Genomic DNA, 16,583 nt, shown 5'->3' on the forward strand with positions numbered 1-16,583 from the left:
TGATGTACATCAATCTTTCAGCTGCATTATCAGAATGTTACACATTTTATGCGCCGCATCACACGGCGCGCGGACGGTCAGGCGAGGAGTTTGAAGGTTTTGATGCGCTGCAAATGCGGCGCGATGTTCTTGAATTTGTGGCTGGCTACGTCATCCCAGATAATTTCATAGAACGGCTGCAGGTACGTCGCGCTGCGCTGATTATCCAGCGCTTCGTCCTGACGAGACAAAATCGCCAGACACTTTTCGCGGTTCTTTTCGCGGAAATCGTTGACGCACTTAGTGGCGATATCGAGATACTCTTCCGGGCGATCGATTTTGCCTTCCATGTTCTCAAACGGGAACAGATTTGGATTGAAGATCACCTGACGCATGCCGCACAGGAAGCCAATGCGTTCGGCCCAATAACCGCCCAGCCCAACCCCGCAAATCAGCGGATGCGCATCGTCGCCCTGTTGTAGCAGCTTGTCGCACTCTTTCAGCAGAAACTGCATGTCGTGTTTGGGATGGCGGGTGCTGTAGCTGACTAATCTGACGTCCGGGTCAATAAACTGCAGCTGCAGCACCTTTTCATGGTTGCCCGGACTGTTGGAATCAAAACCGTGCAGATAGATGATCATGATTATCCTCAGCGTGGAGTGAAATCCGGGCAGCGATGCTTATCTGCCCGAGGCTTTGTGCGCCAGCCAGCGCTCTTGCAACGCGCTTAACTGACGCTGATTTTGCCGCCAGCGCTCGCTTGCCAGCAGGCTTTGACGGGTAAAACGCCCTTGATGGTATAACTGCGTCACGCGCTCTGCCCCGATCGGCGTCAAGTTATCCAGCACGCTCACCGCGCCCGCGCGTTGATTGCACACCAGGATCATATCGCAACCGGCATTCAGCGACTGCTGCGCGCGTTCGGCGTAGCTGCCCATCACCGCGGCACCTTCCATCGACAGGTCGTCGGAGAAAATCACGCCGTTAAAGCTGAGCTCCTCGCGCAATACGGTTTGCAGCCAATACGGCGAACCGCTGGCAGGCAACGGATCCACCTCAGTATAGATAACGTGCGCCGGCATCACCGCATCAAGAAGCTGCTCGTCGATCAACTGCTTAAAGATCGCCAGGTCATGCTGACGCAGCGTGGCGGCATCGCGGTTGTCGCGCGGCGTCTCTTTATGCGAATCGGCACTGACCGCACCGTGACCGGGGAAGTGTTTGCCGGTAGTTTTCATGCCGGCTTCATGCATGCCTTTGATAAAACGTCGCGCGACCTGCAGGGCGATGGCCGGATCTTCATGGAATGAACGATCGCCGATCGCCGCGCTGATGTGACCAATATCGAGCACCGGCGCGAAACTGATGTCGATGTCCATGGCGATCATTTCCGACGCCATCTGCCAGCCCGCCTGCTGCGCCAGTTCACCCGCGCTATTGAGATCGTGCAGCGCGGCGAAGGATTGCATCGCCGGCAGCTGCGTGAAGCCGTCGCGGAAACGCTGCACGCGACCGCCTTCCTGATCCACCGCTACCACCAGACGATTGCGCGAAGCGGCGCGAATCTGGCGCACCAGCTCTGCCAACTGCTCGACATCGTGGAAGTTGCGGGCAAACAGAATCAGTCCGCCCACCAGCGGATGCTGCAGAATTTCGCGTTCTTCGGCGTCCAGCTCATAGCTTTCGACGTCGAGCATCAGCGGTCCGGGTGTGTTCATGGTCATGATTAAAATCCTGAGTTAAAGGTCGTGCCAGCTAGCCTGCGCCAGCTGCAGTAAGGTGTCATCCTGGCTCTGCTCGGCACGCAGCTGATACCAGCTGGCCATCAACAGCTGCAGCCATGGTTGCCAGCGCTGCATCTGGCACGCCAGTGCTGGCTTATCCAGTTGCGCGCGCGCGGCGTAATCGGCAATCCACGCAGAACGCGTATCGCCATCAACCGCACACACCGCCGCCAGCTCCAGCGCCACGTCACCGTCGGCGGCATATTCCCAGTCGATCAGGCGTAAACCTTCCGGCGTGGCAATCAGGTTGCCGGCGTGGACATCCATATGCAGCGGTGCCAGGCGCAGCGGCTGCGGTTCGCCCTGCTGTAATAAGCGTTGCAGACGACGCTGCCAGCGCCAGTGACGCTGCCGGCAAAGCTGCCAATAGCGCTGTAGCAGCGGCGCTAATCGTAAACGGTAGCCGGTGAGCGGCTGTTGATGCAGACGCTGCAGCAGCGCCACAATCGCCTGCCGCTGCGCGTTAAACTGCGCGGAGGTGAGCACCTCGCCCGGCAGCCAGCTTTGCAGCAGCCAGGGATGGCGCCACGCCAGCGGCTGCGGCCCCAGCTGTGCATGCCGGAACTGCTGCAGAATGCGGTATTCGCGCTGGCGATCGACAAACGGGATCGGCTGCGGCGGCGCTCGTCGCGCCAGCAATTCGCCCTGCGGCATCTGCACGCGCACGCTTTGCCCGCTCAGTCCCGGCAGCGCGAAAAAATGACCGGCAGCTTGCGCCGTCGGCCATTGTTGCTGAAGCAGGTTTTGCAGCTGGGGATCAGGGTTGAGCAACACCGTTTCCTGACCAGATGATTTCACCGGTTTGTACCAGCATCAGCTGCATTTGCAGCGTCGGTGATTTCACATCGCCCTGCGCATTGCTGTAGAGCACATACTGCGCGTTAACGTTGCGCGCCAGGCCAATCGCTTTACTGCGCGAGTTGAGGCTGTCATCCGGCGACAAGCCCAGCGTTTGCTTGGCCTGCGCCAGCTGTTCTGGGGTGATCAGCGTGAACTTGCCGTTGTTGGCCAGCGCATTCTGAATCGCATCGGTGGCTTTGTCGGTTTGCAGCGCGCCATTAGTACTGTTCTTGATGCGATCCACCAGCAGCACGCTGCCCGGATTCACGCCTGAAGATTGCACCATCTTGCCGACCAACGGCTGGACGCTGGCATCCCAGTTAATGGTTTTCAGCTTTGGTGGCTGCGGCACGGTTTGCGGCGGCGGCACTGGCTGCGGCGTAGGTTCAACCGGCTGAGTGGGCGTAGTCGGCTGCGTGGGTTCTACCGGTGCCGGCGTCTGTTGTTGCACCACACAACCGGTGAGCATTAGCGCAAATAACAACGCGCCCGAACGTTTTACACTGCGAATCACAGCTTACTCCTCAAAGATAAAGATAGAGACGCACCTTACTGGCGGTCGGATTGCCCATTTGTGAGGCCACTTCTACGCTGCCGTGCGCCGGAACGATTTGGCTTTGCGCCGGCTCTTCCGGCGTGATTTCCAATCCTTTGTCGTCGTACCAATAGAAACGATAGTGCACTTTCACCGGCGTTTCACGCTGGTTGTACAACATGCTCATGGCACGCTGCTGACCATCTTGTTCGGTCAACTTCGGATCATCGGTAATAATGCCCGCGGATAACACCGCCGATTCCATCACCAGCGACTGCGAGGTATTAATCATCGGCTTATCGCTGCTGCAACCTGCAAGGGTCAGCAACAGCAAGCCACTCAGCCATTGACGCATCACGTTGTCCGCCTGAGTTAGCTGGCCAGCATCGGGCCCAGCGGCTGACCGCCAACCAAATGCATATGGATGTGATAAACCTCCTGACCGCCATGGCTGTTGCAGTTGATGATCAGACGATAGCCATCTTCGGCAATGCCTTCTTCACGGGCAATTTTGGCGGCCACGATGATCATCCGGCCCAGCGCCTGCTCGTGTGCGGGCTGCGCATCATTGGCGGTGGGAATCAATACGTTGGGGATGATCAAGATATGGGTAGGCGCTTTGGGCGCGATATCACGGAAGGCGGTGACCAGTTCGTCCTGATAAACCACGTCGGCGGGAATCTCGCGACGGATGATTTTACTGAAAATGGTTTCTTCAGCCATGGTGCATTTCCTTAAGCCTGAGTTCAGTCAGGCAGTATGCGTGAGGAATTCCATTTCTTTCAACCTCAGGACCACAATTCCTGCATTAAATGGCTGCCTTTAAGCCGTTTTCTCACTTCGCCACGCATTGTGCTGCAGCTCGCATTTCTAACCTCTCATTAACCACAAAAATGAAACGCTGTTTTATAAATTAGAGATATCACGCCTTTTTCTTTGTGATTTTGCCACTCACCTGCAGGTCATTGCGAAATCACGAAGGTTTGCCAGCTTAAGCCGCTCTACTTTCAATCCAATCCGCGCAAGTTGTACGGAGTGATGAGGGATGTGTTTACCGACTAATTCAAGGAGAACCTGCCATGCGCTCTCGTAAGATTGGCCTGGGCCATTATCTGGCCTATGGGTCCGGGGATTTCCTCGGTGCAGGCACCACGGCGCTAACCGCCGCCTGGCTGCTCTACTTTTACACCACCTTTTGTGGGCTCTCGCCGATTCAGGCGACCTTCATTTTCGCCGCCGCCCGCGTACTGGATGCGGTGGTGAGCCCGCTGATGGGTTTCCTGACCGATAACTTCGGTTCGACCTGGCTCGGCAAGCGCTTTGGCCGCCGCAAATTTTTTATCCTGCTCGGTATTCCGTGCGTGTTCAGCTACAGCCTGATGTGGGTTGGCGACATGAGTTTTTGGTGGTATCTGCTGACTTATCTGCTGTTCGATATGGTCTACACCATGATTCTGGTGCCTTACGAAACGCTGGTACCGGAGATGACCGATGATTTCAAACAGAAAACCCGCTTCTCTGGCGCGCGTATTGGCCTGGCGCAGCTGTCGGCCATTCTGGCAGCGTTCCTGCCGGGCATACTGATTGGCTGGTTTGGCAAAGAGAATCCGATCTCCTTCTTCTACGCCAGCCTGGTGTTCTCGGTGATTTGTGCGCTGGTATTAACGTTGGTGTGGCTGTTTACCTGGGAACGCGATCCTGACGATTTCTCTGCCGAATCGCGCCGCGCCGAGCAGGAAAAATCACAGCTGACCTTGCTACAGAGCCTGAAGCGCCTCTACACCGAGCTGGCCTCAACGCTGCGCATTCGTATTTTCCGCCAGCATCTGGGCATGTATCTCGGCGGCTATATCGCGCAGGACGTTTTTAACGCGGTGTTCACCTGGTATGTGGTATTTGTGCTGATGCAAAGCGCGCAGATCGCCTCCAACCTGATGGGCACCATGGCGGTGATGCAGTTTATTGCGGTGATGGCGATGATTCCGCTGTGTATCCGCCTTGGGCCTGCGCCCGCATACCGTATGGTGGTGGTGCTGTTTGGGCTTAGCGCCCTCTCCTACGCCGGATTGTGGTACAGCGGCATGAACGACAACTTCGCTCTGCTGGTACTGATTTCCGGTCTTGCCGGTCTTGGTCGCGGCGGCATCAACTATGTGCCGTGGAATACTTACACCTATATCGCTGACGTCGATGAAGTGATTACCGGCCAACGTCGCGAAGGCATTTTTGCCGGCATCATGACGCTGACGCGCAAAGCCTCGCAAGCGGGTGCGGTGATGTTCGTCGGTATCGTGTTGCAGCTGGCGGGCTTCTCTTCCGGCCAGGCCACGCAGGTGCCGGCTGTCGGCCATACCATCCTGGCGATCCTCAGCGTGGGCACGCTCTGTGTGCTGGCCTGCGGCTTCATTATTTCACTGCGCTTTAAACTCAATCTGCAAACCCACACCGTGCTGCGCGAAGAGACGTTGAAAATGCGCGAAGCCGGACGCGTGGTGCCAGAGCGTATTTCGCCACAGGCGCGTGAAGTGGTCGAAATGCTGGCGGGCATGCCGTATGAAAATCTGTGGGGCAATAACAACGTCGGCTATCTCAACCGTCATAAGCCTGCCGCACCGCCGCTGCCGACGCAGCCACGATCTTTACCTTCTCTCTCTACCCTGATTAACGATAGGAATGAACCATGACTGTATTTCCTGTAAAGCACAGCGCGTTACTGCGCCAGCCTGAATATCTGTTGCCACGTACTGAGCTGGTGCAGTTGATTCAGCGGCTAACCCATAATCTGGTGAATATTACCGATCACAGCGGCGAGTTTTTGCTGCGCCTCGATGATGGCCGCGTGATCGATACCAAAGGCTGGGCCGGTTGGGAGTGGACGCATGGCATCGGCTTGTACGGCATGCTGCACTACTATCAGCAAACCGGCGATCAAGCGACGCTGAAGATTATCGATGACTGGTTCAGCACGCGCCTGGCGGAAGGTACGCCAACCAAGAACGTCAATACCGTTTGCCCGTTCCTGACGCTGGCGTATCGCTATGAAGAGACGCGAAATGCTGCGTGGCGGCCGGTGCTGGAGCGTTGGGCTGAATGGGTGATGTATGAGATGCCGCGCACCGAGCAAGGCGGCTTGCAGCACATCGTCTACAACAACGAAAACACCCAGCAGCTGTGGGATGACACCTTGATGATGAGCGTGATGGCGCTGGCGAAGATTGGCCAGCTGCTGGATCGTCCTGAGTTTGTCGAAGAAGCCAGTTATCAGTTCCTGATTCATACCCAATATTTGATGGATCGCCAAACCGGTTTGTGGTTCCACGGCTGGACGTTTGAGGGACGGCACAACTTTGCCAATGCACGTTGGGCGCGCGGCAACAGCTGGTTGACTATCGTTATTCCTGATTTCCTCGAGATGATGAACTGGCCGGAACAGCACGCCACGCGGCGTTTCCTGCAGCAGGTGCTGGAGAGTCAGGTGAAGGCGCTGAGCGCCTGTCAGCACAGCAGCGGTTTGTGGCACACCTTGCTCGACGATCCCAACAGTTATCCGGAAGCCTCCGCCACCGCCGGTTTCGCCTATGGCATTCTTAAAGCGGTGCGCAAACATTATCTTTCGCCCGAATATTTGCCGCTGGCGGAGAAAGCGTTGCGCGGCGTGATCGGCAATATCGATGAGGATGGGGAATTGAAGCAGGTGTCGTTCGGAACAGCGATGGGCAGCGATCTCGAGTATTACCGCCAAATCCCGCTCACCTCAATGCCGTATGGTCAGGCCATGGCGCTGCTGTGTTTGACGGAGTATTTGCGGGTTTATCTGTAAATAAAAAAATGCCCTCATTTGAGGGCATTTTTACGCACAGTAAGTAATGTGCGTTGAAGCGGCGGCAGAGGAGTAAAGCGTCCCAAGCCATGGATGGCTTGGGCCGAGCCCCAGGGAAGGTTTATGGCGTCTTTACGATCTGACGCCGCTTCATCGCACCAGCTCTGCCCGCCTTTTTCAGTTACATGCTGCGGATATAATCATCCATTTCGGTTTTCAGGTTATCGGACTTGGTGCCGAAAATCGCCTGAACGCCTGAACCTGCTACCACCACACCACGCGCGCCGAGGCTTTTCAGTTCAGCCTGATCAACCTTGCCGACATCCGCCACGCTGACACGCAGACGCGTGATACAGGCATCAAGGTTAGTGATGTTCTCTTTACCACCAAACGCGGTAACCAGTTTACCCGCCATTTCGCTGCCGGTTGCGCTGCTCTGCTCCATCGCGGTCTCCTCACGGCCAGGGGTTTTCAGATTCAGTTTCACAATCAGGAAACGGAATACGGTGTAGTAAATCAGGCCGTAGATGATACCCACAATCGGGAACAACCAGATTTTGCTGCTGTTACCGCTCAGCACGATAAAGTCGATCAAACCGTGTGAGAAGCTGGTGCCATCACGCATCCCCAGCAGAATACAGATTGGGAAGGCCAGACCTGCCAGAATCGCGTGGATCACATACAGAATCGGCGCCACGAACATGAAGGCAAACTCGATTGGCTCGGTGATACCGGTCAGGAACGAGGTCAGCGCGGCGGAGATCATAATACCGCCCACTTTGGCGCGGTTTTCTGGTTTAGCCGTATGCCAAATCGCAATCGCTGCCGCTGGCAGACCGTACATTTTGAACAGGAAGCCGCCAGACAGTTTGCCTGCCGTTGGGTCGCCCGCCATGTAACGTGGGATATCACCGTGGAATACCTGGCCTCCGGCGTTGGTGAATTCACCAATCTGCATCTGGAAAGGGACGTTCCAGATATGGTGCAGACCAAACGGCACCAGCGAACGCTCAATCAGACCGTACAGTCCAAAGGCGACGACTGGGTTTTGATAGGCTGCCCATTGTGAGAATTCCTGAATCGCGGTACCGATTGGCGGCCAAATGAATGACAGCACCACACCGGTGAAAATCGCCGCCAGACCGGAGATGATCGGCACAAAGCGCTTGCCGGCAAAAAAGCCGAGATACTCAGGCAGTTTGATGCGATAGAAGCGGTTAAACATATACGCCGCGATGGAACCGGCGATGATTCCGCCGAGCACACCGGTATCTGCAAGATGCTTAGCCTCAATTTCTCCGGCAGGCATATGCAGCACCAGCGGTGCAACCACCGCCATGGTTTTCACCATGATGCCGTAGGCAACCACGGCCGCCAGCGCGGAAACGCCGTCGTTATTGGTAAAGCCAAGCGCCACACCGATCGCAAAGATCAGCGGCATATTGGCAAATACCGAACCACCCGCTTCGGCCATGACGTGGGAAACCACTTCCGGCAGCCAGCTGAAGTTTGCAGAACCAACACCTAACAAAATACCGGCAATCGGCAGAACCGATACCGGCAACATCAGCGATTTACCTACTTTCTGCAGGTTCGCAAATGCGTTCTTGAACATAGAAACTCCTGAGTATGAGTGCAATTTTTTGCGCAGTGCGCATGGCTTAGGGGGAGGATCCTTCGCCGGGGTGACGCTGAGCGTCTTTTGATTTATTACGAAGAGTAAAATAAATCGCTAATTGTTAAATTGACGGCCATCACATTTCGCTAAGGAGGCCCCTTTCCTTTCAGTCATTTCTTACTGACTTGCGCTAATAAACAGCAATAAATCACTGCCTGCGTCCCGTAAGACGCAGTGCAGTTGAATGATTTCTGATTAATTACAGCGTTTGAAATAAAGCGTTTAGCCGCCGAGACGACTCATCGGGATGTGGAACAGGCGGGAGAAATTTTCGGTAGTAGTAGCGGCGAGGGTTTCGATATCAACGCCTTTTAACACCGCCATGTAATCCGCCACATCACGCGTAAACGCTGGCTGATTCTCTTTACCACGGTGCGGTACCGGCGCCAGATACGGCGAATCGGTTTCCACCAGCATACGATCAAGCGGCACGTAGCGCGCCGCATCGCGGATCTGTTCGGCGTTGCGGAAAGTCAGAATGCCGGAGAAAGAGATATAAAAACCGAGATCGAGCAATTTGGCTGCGGTCTCTTTATCTTCGGTAAAACAGTGCAGCACGCCGCCGCACTTCTCTACCTGCTCTTCGCGCAGAATCGCCAGCGTGTCTTCACGCGCATCACGCGTGTGCACGATGATCGGTTTATTCAGCGCAATGCCGGTACGAATGTGCTCACGAAACGAAGCTTGTTGCTGCGCTTTAGTTTCCTGCTGATAGAAATAGTCCAGCCCGGTTTCACCCAGCGCGACCACGCGATCCTCTGCGGCCAGACGGCGGAACTCTTCAACGTCGTACGGCGCTTCCTGATTAAGCGGATGGACGCCACAAGCCAGCGCGACGTTTTCACGATCGCCCACCAGCTGTTTGATTTTGTAGTAATCCGGCAAGGTGGTGGCAATCGCCAGCATAAACTTCACATCGCGCGCCGCCGCTTTGGCGATGACATCATCCAGATCGCGATGGTGCTTTTCATAATCGAGGCCATCGAGATGGCAGTGGGAATCGACAATAAACATAGAGTTCTCTTTTGCTTAGCCGACCGTTGCCGGAGTCAGTAAACGTCCCCAGGCGAGTAAACGATCGGTCAACATTAATTCACGGTTGAGTGCGGCGACATGCAACAGCTGTTCGCGACACTGCATCCATTGCTGCGCGCTGCTGTTGAGCGCACTGCTGTTCATTCTTTGCGCCAACTGTGTGACCACATCCGGATGATCACCGTTGCTCAGCCACTGACTTGCGCCCTGCTGCACTTTCATCGCATCCACCAGCAGTGAAATCAGCCAGCTGAGACGTACGGCCACATCTTCACTGTTTAGCGCGGGTAACAGCTGCAGCACATCGCCGTTGAGCGCTTTAATCAGCGTTTCACACAACGTTTCACGCGCCTGCCAGCGCTCGGGCTGCAACAGCGTCAAGGCGGCGGCCGGTGCGCCATTACTCAAACGCAAGGCAGCGCGCAGCTTCTCTTCCGGCTGCGGTTGCTGTTTCTGCAGCCATTGCAAACTATGCGCCTCTTCCGGCGGCGACAGATGCCACGTCATACAGCGACTGCGCAACGTAGGCAGCAGGCGTGAAGGTTCGCGCACGCTGAGGAAAAACCAGCAATTGGCCGGTGGCTCTTCCAGCGTTTTCAATAATGCGTTGGCGGCGGCTTCCGTCAGCTGCGCAGCATCGGGCAACCAAACGATTTTTGCGCCGCCCTGCTGGGCAAAGTGATACAGCTTTTCAGTGACGTCGCGCACCGCATCAATACCGAGCGAAGATTTCCCCTTTTCGGCTTCCAGGCGATACCAATCGGGATGCGTGTGCGCCTGCATTAACTGGCAGCCGTGGCAATGGCCGCAACTTTTCAATCCTTCCGGCTGTAAACACATCAACCAACGGCTCACGCCCCAAATCAGCGCATCGTCACCCATGCCTGCAATGGCTTGTACCAGCAAGGCGTGATGCGCCTGGCCGCTTTGATGACGGGCGATAATTTGTCGATAAGGCTGATTCAACCACGGATACCAATTCATGCGGATTGGCCTGCCAGCCAGCTACGCAAGGTGCGTTGAAGTGACAATGTCACGTTTGCAATGTTTTGCGTCGCATCAATGGTGAGTATCGAGGGATCCTGAGCAGCTAAGGTCAGATAGCGTTCACGCGTACGCTCGAAGAAGCGCAATGATTCCTGCTCAATGCGATCCAGCTCACCGCGTGCGCGGGCGCGCTGCAATCCAATTTCTGGCGTGACGTCGAGATAGAGTGTGAGATCGGGACGGAAATCGCCCAGCACCGCATCACGCAGCGTGGTCATCAGTTGCGCATCCAGTCCGCGTCCGCCGCCCTGATAGGCTTGGGAAGAGAGATCGTGGCGATCGCCCACCACCCAGGCACCGCGTGCCAGCGCCGGTTTGATGACGTTCTCTACCAGCTGCACGCGCGCCGCGTACAGCATCAGCAGCTCGGCTTTATCGGTCACCTGCTCGCCGTCTATGCCCTGCTTGACCAATATACGCAATTGTTCCGCCAGCGGCGTACCGCCGGGCTCGCGCGTGAAGACGACATCATTAATGCCGTGCTCATGCAGCACGGCAACCAGCGCATCGCGTGCGGTGGTTTTGCCTGCACCTTCCAGGCCTTCAATGACGATAAACTTACTTTTCATTTTTTTCCTTCATTGCCAGCCGGTAAACCTGCACCGCTTTGTTGTGGCTGGCCAGATTGGTGGTAAAGGTGTGTCCACCTTTGCCATCCGCGACAAAATAGAGGTAGTTGGTTTTTTCCGGATGCGCAGCCGCTTCCAGTGAAGCACGGCCCGGCATCGCAATCGGTCCCGGCGGCAAACCGCTAATGGTATAAGTGTTGTAGTCGGTCGGCGTTTCCAGATTTTTACGCGTTAGCGTGCCGGTGTAGCTGTCGCCCATGCCGTAAATCACCGTGGGATCGGTCTGCAGCTTCATTCCAGTCCGCAGTCGATTGATGAACACTGACGCCACGCGCGCGCGCTCTTCGCTCACGCCAGTCTCTTTCTCAATGATCGACGCCATAGTGACCATGTCCTGCGCTTTCTTATAAGGCAGATTTTCCATGCGTCCTTGCCAAATCTCATCGACCAGCTTGTTCATGCGCGCGTGGGCACGCTCCAGCAGCGCTACATCGCTGGTATTGGCGGTATAGAGATAGGTATCCGGATAGAAACTGCCTTCCAGCTGGCTAACATCAAGCTTAAGCGCGGCGGCAACGGTGGCAAATTGATCGTCGCTCAGCGTGTGTTTCAGGTATGGCGCTTTGCGTAGCTCGGCTAACCACTCGGTAAGACGCGAACCTTCAATAAAACGCACCGGGAACTGCGCTTCTTTACCGCTGGCCAACAGTTGCAGTAGCTGGCGCACCGTCATGTCGGTTTCCAGGCGATAGGTACCGGCTTTAAAACGTGCCAGTTCCGGTTCCAGTTTCAGCAGCGGCCCAAACCAGATACTTTGCGGAATGATCTTCTGACTTTCCAGTTGCGCTTCCAGTACCACGCGACCGCTGCCAGCGGGCAAGGTGTAAATGGTTTCTTGCTGCAGTGTTAAGGGCGTATCAGCTAAACGTTCAATCTGCCAATAGCCAAAGGCGGCTGTGAGTCCTGCGACAATTACAACGCCTGCGAGAATTTTTTTCATTCGAGTCATGATACTTCCATCGTCGGGCAACTGGCGCGCAGTTGCTGATACAGCGAGCGTGCGGTAAATGAAACGTCGTCAATTTGTCGCACGGGTAAAACGGGCATCAGGGCGTTACATATCACCACTTCATCGGCGTTCAATACGTCGTCCCTGCTGCCATCAATCAGCTGACAAGTCTGGCCATTTGCGGCCATCTGCGCCATCAGATAACGACGCATAATGCCATCCACGCCAGCCTGCTCAAGCTGCGGCGTAAAAACATTGTTGCCCTTACGCCAGAACAAATTGGCCGCACAGCATTCCACCACCGTCCCGCCAGTGTCAAGCACCAGCGCCTCGTCACCGCCCGTCTGGTCAAGATGCTGGCGAATCAGCACTTGCTCAAGGCGATTTAGGTGTTTTACGCCGGCCAGCAACGGATTGCGCGCCAGACGTATTGGGCTGGTGTGGAGCACAGCGCCCTGCTGTTGCAACGTGGCGTAATGCTGCGGCCACGGCGAGAGCGAAAGAATGCGCGTAGGTGAGTGGCAGCCTGCGCGGCTGTAACCGCGTCCGCCTGCGCCCGGCGTCACGATCACCTTCAGCACCGCCTGTGTGTGTCCCGCAGCGGCATTATGCATTTCTGTAGCGAGCTGAACTAAATCCGGCGCATCCATCATTAGCCTTGCACAGCCCTCTTTGAGCCGCTGCAGATGCGCATCCAGCATCACAACATGGCCGTTAATCACCGCGGCGGTGGTAAAGCAGCCATCACCAAATTGCACTGCGCGATCGCGTGCTGAAAGCTCGGTTTGCGGTATGCCGTTTATCCACATGCTGGCCGCCTTGATTAGCCCGTTAAAAATATAAAAAAGGCCCGCATTGCGGGCCTCTGTATGGCTGAGGAGCGATTAAACCTTGCGGAAGATCAGCGAGCCGTTAGTGCCGCCAAATCCGAAGGAGTTACACAAGGTGTACTCCAGTCCGCTGACCTGGCGCGCCGTATGCGGCACGAAGTCCAGATCGCAACCTTCGTCAGGATTGTCGAGGTTGATGGTCGGTGGAATCGCCTGGTCGCGCAGCGCCAGAATCGAATAAATCGCTTCTACTGCACCCGCCGCACCCAACAGGTGGCCAGTCATCGACTTGGTAGAGCTGACCATAACACTGTGAGCTGCCGCACCAAACACCGATTTCACCGCCTGCGCTTCCGCTTTGTCACCGGCTGGCGTCGAGGTGCCATGCGCGTTGACATAACCGATCTGCTCAGCGTTCAGCTGCGCGTCACGTAGCGCGTTAACCATCGCCGCGGCTGCACCTGAACCGTCTTCCGGAGGTGACGTCATGTGGTAAGCATCGCTGCTCATGCCGAAACCGATGATCTCAGCATAAATCTTCGCACCACGTTTCTTAGCGTGTTCGTACTCTTCCAGTACGACAATGCCAGCACCGTCACCCAACACGAAACCGTCACGATCTTTATCCCACGGACGGCTTGCCGCCTGAGGATTGTCATTACGCGTGGAGAGCGCACGAGCAGCACCAAAACCACCGACACCAAGTGGCGTACTGGCTTTCTCCGCACCACCCGCCAACATCACATCAGCATCGTTATACGCAATGATACGCGCTGCATGACCAATGTTGTGCACACCAGACGTACAGGCAGTTGCGATAGAGATGCTTGGACCTTTCAGGCCGTACATGATGGTGAGATGACCAGCAACCATGTTGACGATGGTTGAAGGCACGAAGAATGGGCTGATTTTGCGCGGTCCACCGTTGACCAGCGAACTGTGGTTATCTTCGATTAAACCCAGTCCGCCAATACCAGAACCGATTGCCGCACCAATGCGACCAGCATTCTCATCGGTTACGACCAGACCGGAGTCTGCCATAGCCTGAATACCAGCAACGATGCCGTATTGGATGAAGTCATCCATCTTGCGCTGATCTTTGCGCGAGATGAAATCATCGCAATTAAAATCTCTTACTAAGCCCGCAAAACGCGTTGCGTAGGCACTAGTATCAAAATGGTCGATCAGGCTAATGCCGCTCTGACCGGCAAGGAGAGCACTCCAGGTAGACTCTACGGTATTGCCGACAGGAGACAACATGCCAAGACCAGTCACAACTACACGACGCTTAGACACGCACGTCCTCCAGGGAGGGAAAAAATAACGCTATGTGGGGCAAACATAAAACTCAGGCGGTCGAGGTGACCGCCTGAAGATATTCATTAACCTTGATGGCTAGTGATGTAGTCGATCGCTGCCTGAACGGTAGTGATTTTCTCAGCTTCTTCGTCTGGAATTTCAGTATCAAACTCTTCTTCCAGAGCCATTACCAGCTCAACGGTGTCAAGAGAATCTGCACCAAGGTCTTCAACGAAAGAAGCAGTGTTAATCACTTCGTCTTCTTTAACACCCAGCTGCTCAGCTACGATTTTCTTAACGCGTTGTTCGATATCGCTCATACTATTTAATTTCCTATCAAAACTCGCTTTCGCGATGGTTTTCGTAGTGTATAAAATGTTGAAAAAGATGCAACAAAATCCCGGCTGGTCGAACCACGATTTTGCGTTATTCTGCGGTGTTTACCGTAGATAAAGCAAATGTTTTCGTGATTATCAGACCATGTACATGCCGCCATTGACATGAAGCGTTTCACCCGTGATATAGGCTGCTTCGTCAGAGGCTAAGAATGCAACAGCATTGGCAATCTCCTGCGGGTCACCTAAACGACCTGCGGGAACTTCTGCCAAAATACCCGAACGTTGATCTTCGTTCAGTGCACGCGTCATGTCCGTCTCGATAAAGCCCGGGGCCACGACGTTTACAGTAATGCCACGTGACGCAATTTCTCGCGCCAGTGATTTGCTAAAGCCAATCAAACCTGCTTTTGCTGCCGCATAGTTTGCCTGACCCGCGTTACCCATGGTCCCAACTACAGAACCGATGGTAATGATACGGCCCACGCGTTTTTTCATCATGGCACGCATAACCGCCTTAGAAAGACGGAAGACAGATGTCAGGTTGGTATCAAGGATATCCGCCCACTCATCGTCCTTCATGCGCATCAACAGATTGTCACGCGTAATGCCTGCATTATTGACTAAAATGTCCACTTCGCCAAATTCGGCGCGAACTTGTTCGAGGACGCTCTCAATTGAGGCGGCATCAGTAACGTTCAGCAGCAGGCCTTTGCCCTTGTCGCCGAGGTAAGCACTGATTGCTTCCGCACCGCTTGCACTGGTGGCGGTTCCCACCACTTTGGCACCGCGCGCAGCCAGCGTTTCCGCAATGGCGCGACCAATTCCACGGCTTGCACCGGTAACCAGCGCTACTTTACCTTCAAAGCTCATGTTTTTCCTCTTATTCCTGGGTAAGTGCAGCGCTCAGTGAAGCAGAATCGTTCACCGCAGCGGCACTCAGGCTATCCACAATACGTTTGGTCAGACCGGTCAGAACTTTACCTGGACCGACTTCCAGCAGCTGCTCAACGCCCTGCGCAGCAATAAATTCGACCGATTCGGTCCAGCGCACGGGGCTATACAGCTGACGGACCAGCGCACTTCGAATCGCAGCACCTTCAGTTTCACACTTCACGTCGACGTTATTCACCACCGGCACCGAAGGCGCACTAAAGGTGATCGCTTCGAGCGCCACTGCCAGCTTATCGGCAGCAGGTTTCATCAACGCACAGTGCGATGGCACGCTGACTGGCAGCGGCAATGCACGTTTGGCACCGGCAGCTTTACAGGCTGCACCGGCACGCTCAACCGCTTCTTTGTTGCCCGCGATAACCACCTGGCCCGGCGAGTTGAAGTTAACCGGCGAAACCACCTGGCCTTGAGCGCTCTCTTCGCAGGCTTTTCGGATGGATGCATCATCCAGACCGATAATCGCCTGCATAGCGCCAGTACCTTCCGGTACCGCTTCCTGCATCAGTTTGCCGCGCAGCTCAACCAATTTAATGGCGTCAGCGAAATTCAGCACACCGGCACAAACCAGCGCCGAGTATTCACCAAGGCTGTGACCGGCCATCATGCTTGGCTGCACCGCATTTTTGCTCTGCAATACGCGATAGATGGCAACAGAAGCCGCCAGCAGCGCAGGCTGTGTCTGCCAGGTTTTATTCAATTCTTCAGCTGGTCCCTGCTGGACCAGCTGCCATAAGTCATAGCCCAGTGCGTCAGAAGCTTCACGGAAAGTGGCTTCAACCTGCGGGTTTTCAGCGGCCAGCTCGGCTAACATGCCGACGGTCTGCGATCCCTGTCCTGGGAAAACATAAGCAAATTGCGTCATCTTTCGT

At 55.3% G+C, this 16,583-nt stretch carries 18 protein-coding genes; 2 read left to right on the top strand and 16 right to left on the bottom strand.

Features of this window, described 5'->3' with window-relative positions:
- Positions 1–77 precede the first annotated feature (77 nt).
- From ycfP to hinT, 6 genes are read right to left on the bottom strand one after another with little or no spacing between them, the layout of a single operon-like run.
- Positions 78–620 (bottom strand): alpha/beta hydrolase YcfP, encoded by a 543-nt coding sequence (ycfP, locus tag Q3H59_RS12525; protein ID WP_309835157.1) that lies wholly within the window; start codon positions 618–620, stop codon positions 78–80.
- A gap of 39 nt (positions 621–659) precedes the next feature.
- Positions 660–1,703 carry a beta-N-acetylhexosaminidase gene (nagZ, locus tag Q3H59_RS12530; RefSeq protein ID WP_309835159.1) on the bottom strand — a complete coding sequence of 348 codons (1,044 nt, stop codon included), beginning with the start codon at positions 1,701–1,703 and terminating at the stop codon, positions 660–662.
- A 15-nt stretch (positions 1,704–1,718) separates the two neighbouring features.
- Complete coding sequence (thiK, locus tag Q3H59_RS12535) at positions 1,719–2,561, bottom strand: thiamine kinase (RefSeq protein WP_405041743.1); 843 nt, start codon at positions 2,559–2,561, stop codon at positions 1,719–1,721.
- On the bottom strand, positions 2,521–3,117 hold the full coding sequence (gene lpoB, locus Q3H59_RS12540; protein WP_101760823.1) for a penicillin-binding protein activator LpoB: 597 nt from the start codon (positions 3,115–3,117) through the stop codon (positions 2,521–2,523). Before lpoB ends, thiK begins: the two co-directional genes overlap by 41 nt.
- Before the next feature lie 10 nt (positions 3,118–3,127).
- Complete coding sequence (locus Q3H59_RS12545) at positions 3,128–3,493, bottom strand: YcfL family protein (RefSeq protein ID WP_110865934.1); 366 nt, start codon at positions 3,491–3,493, stop codon at positions 3,128–3,130.
- Positions 3,494–3,510: 17 nt separating this feature from the next.
- Positions 3,511–3,861 (bottom strand): purine nucleoside phosphoramidase, encoded by a 351-nt coding sequence (gene hinT / locus Q3H59_RS12550; protein WP_137385568.1) that lies wholly within the window; start codon positions 3,859–3,861, stop codon positions 3,511–3,513.
- 356 nt (positions 3,862–4,217) lie between these two features.
- Between hinT and Q3H59_RS12555 the strand changes: the two genes are divergently transcribed.
- Both Q3H59_RS12555 and Q3H59_RS12560 read left to right on the top strand, forming a co-directional pair.
- Positions 4,218–5,822, top strand: coding sequence for an MFS transporter (locus tag Q3H59_RS12555; protein WP_277974740.1), 1,605 nt, complete (start codon positions 4,218–4,220; stop codon positions 5,820–5,822).
- Positions 5,819–6,958 (top strand): glycoside hydrolase family 105 protein, encoded by a 1,140-nt coding sequence (locus Q3H59_RS12560; protein ID WP_210080517.1) that lies wholly within the window; start codon positions 5,819–5,821, stop codon positions 6,956–6,958. Before Q3H59_RS12555 ends, Q3H59_RS12560 begins: the two co-directional genes overlap by 4 nt.
- A 181-nt stretch (positions 6,959–7,139) precedes the next feature.
- Here Q3H59_RS12560 and ptsG read toward each other — a convergent pair whose 3' ends face one another.
- The 10 genes from ptsG to fabD form a co-directional block, all read right to left on the bottom strand.
- Complete coding sequence (gene ptsG, locus Q3H59_RS12565; RefSeq protein WP_309835164.1) at positions 7,140–8,573, bottom strand: PTS glucose transporter subunit IIBC; 1,434 nt, start codon at positions 8,571–8,573, stop codon at positions 7,140–7,142.
- 285 nt (positions 8,574–8,858) lie between these two features.
- A complete protein-coding gene (locus Q3H59_RS12570; protein WP_101760829.1) occupies positions 8,859–9,650 on the bottom strand; it encodes a metal-dependent hydrolase in 792 nt (263 codons plus the stop codon).
- A 15-nt stretch (positions 9,651–9,665) separates the two neighbouring features.
- The gene (gene holB / locus Q3H59_RS12575) at positions 9,666–10,655 is read right to left on the bottom strand and encodes a DNA polymerase III subunit delta' (RefSeq protein ID WP_210080518.1); all 990 of its coding nucleotides are present in this window, start codon (positions 10,653–10,655) and stop codon (positions 9,666–9,668) included.
- A complete protein-coding gene (gene tmk / locus Q3H59_RS12580; RefSeq protein ID WP_101760831.1) occupies positions 10,652–11,287 on the bottom strand; it encodes a dTMP kinase in 636 nt (211 codons plus the stop codon). Before tmk ends, holB begins: the two co-directional genes overlap by 4 nt.
- Positions 11,277–12,296 (bottom strand): endolytic transglycosylase MltG, encoded by a 1,020-nt coding sequence (gene mltG / locus Q3H59_RS12585; RefSeq protein WP_192413661.1) that lies wholly within the window; start codon positions 12,294–12,296, stop codon positions 11,277–11,279. Before mltG ends, tmk begins: the two co-directional genes overlap by 11 nt.
- A complete protein-coding gene (gene pabC / locus Q3H59_RS12590) occupies positions 12,293–13,105 on the bottom strand; it encodes an aminodeoxychorismate lyase (RefSeq protein ID WP_192413662.1) in 813 nt (270 codons plus the stop codon). Before pabC ends, mltG begins: the two co-directional genes overlap by 4 nt.
- 75 nt (positions 13,106–13,180) lie before the next feature.
- Positions 13,181–14,422, bottom strand: coding sequence for a beta-ketoacyl-ACP synthase II (gene fabF, locus Q3H59_RS12595; RefSeq protein WP_101760834.1), 1,242 nt, complete (start codon positions 14,420–14,422; stop codon positions 13,181–13,183).
- Positions 14,423–14,508: 86 nt separating this feature from the next.
- The gene (gene acpP / locus Q3H59_RS12600) at positions 14,509–14,745 is read right to left on the bottom strand and encodes an acyl carrier protein (RefSeq protein ID WP_101760835.1); all 237 of its coding nucleotides are present in this window, start codon (positions 14,743–14,745) and stop codon (positions 14,509–14,511) included.
- Positions 14,746–14,898: 153 nt separating this feature from the next.
- The gene (gene fabG / locus Q3H59_RS12605) at positions 14,899–15,633 is read right to left on the bottom strand and encodes a 3-oxoacyl-ACP reductase FabG (protein ID WP_007885776.1); all 735 of its coding nucleotides are present in this window, start codon (positions 15,631–15,633) and stop codon (positions 14,899–14,901) included.
- Between the two features lie 10 nt (positions 15,634–15,643).
- Complete coding sequence (fabD, locus tag Q3H59_RS12610; RefSeq protein WP_110865926.1) at positions 15,644–16,576, bottom strand: ACP S-malonyltransferase; 933 nt, start codon at positions 16,574–16,576, stop codon at positions 15,644–15,646.
- Positions 16,577–16,583 lie beyond the last annotated feature (7 nt).

This window comes from Pantoea sp. SORGH_AS_0659 (assembly GCF_031453915.1).
GTDB classification, from domain to species: domain Bacteria; phylum Pseudomonadota; class Gammaproteobacteria; order Enterobacterales; family Enterobacteriaceae; genus Pantoea; species Pantoea leporis.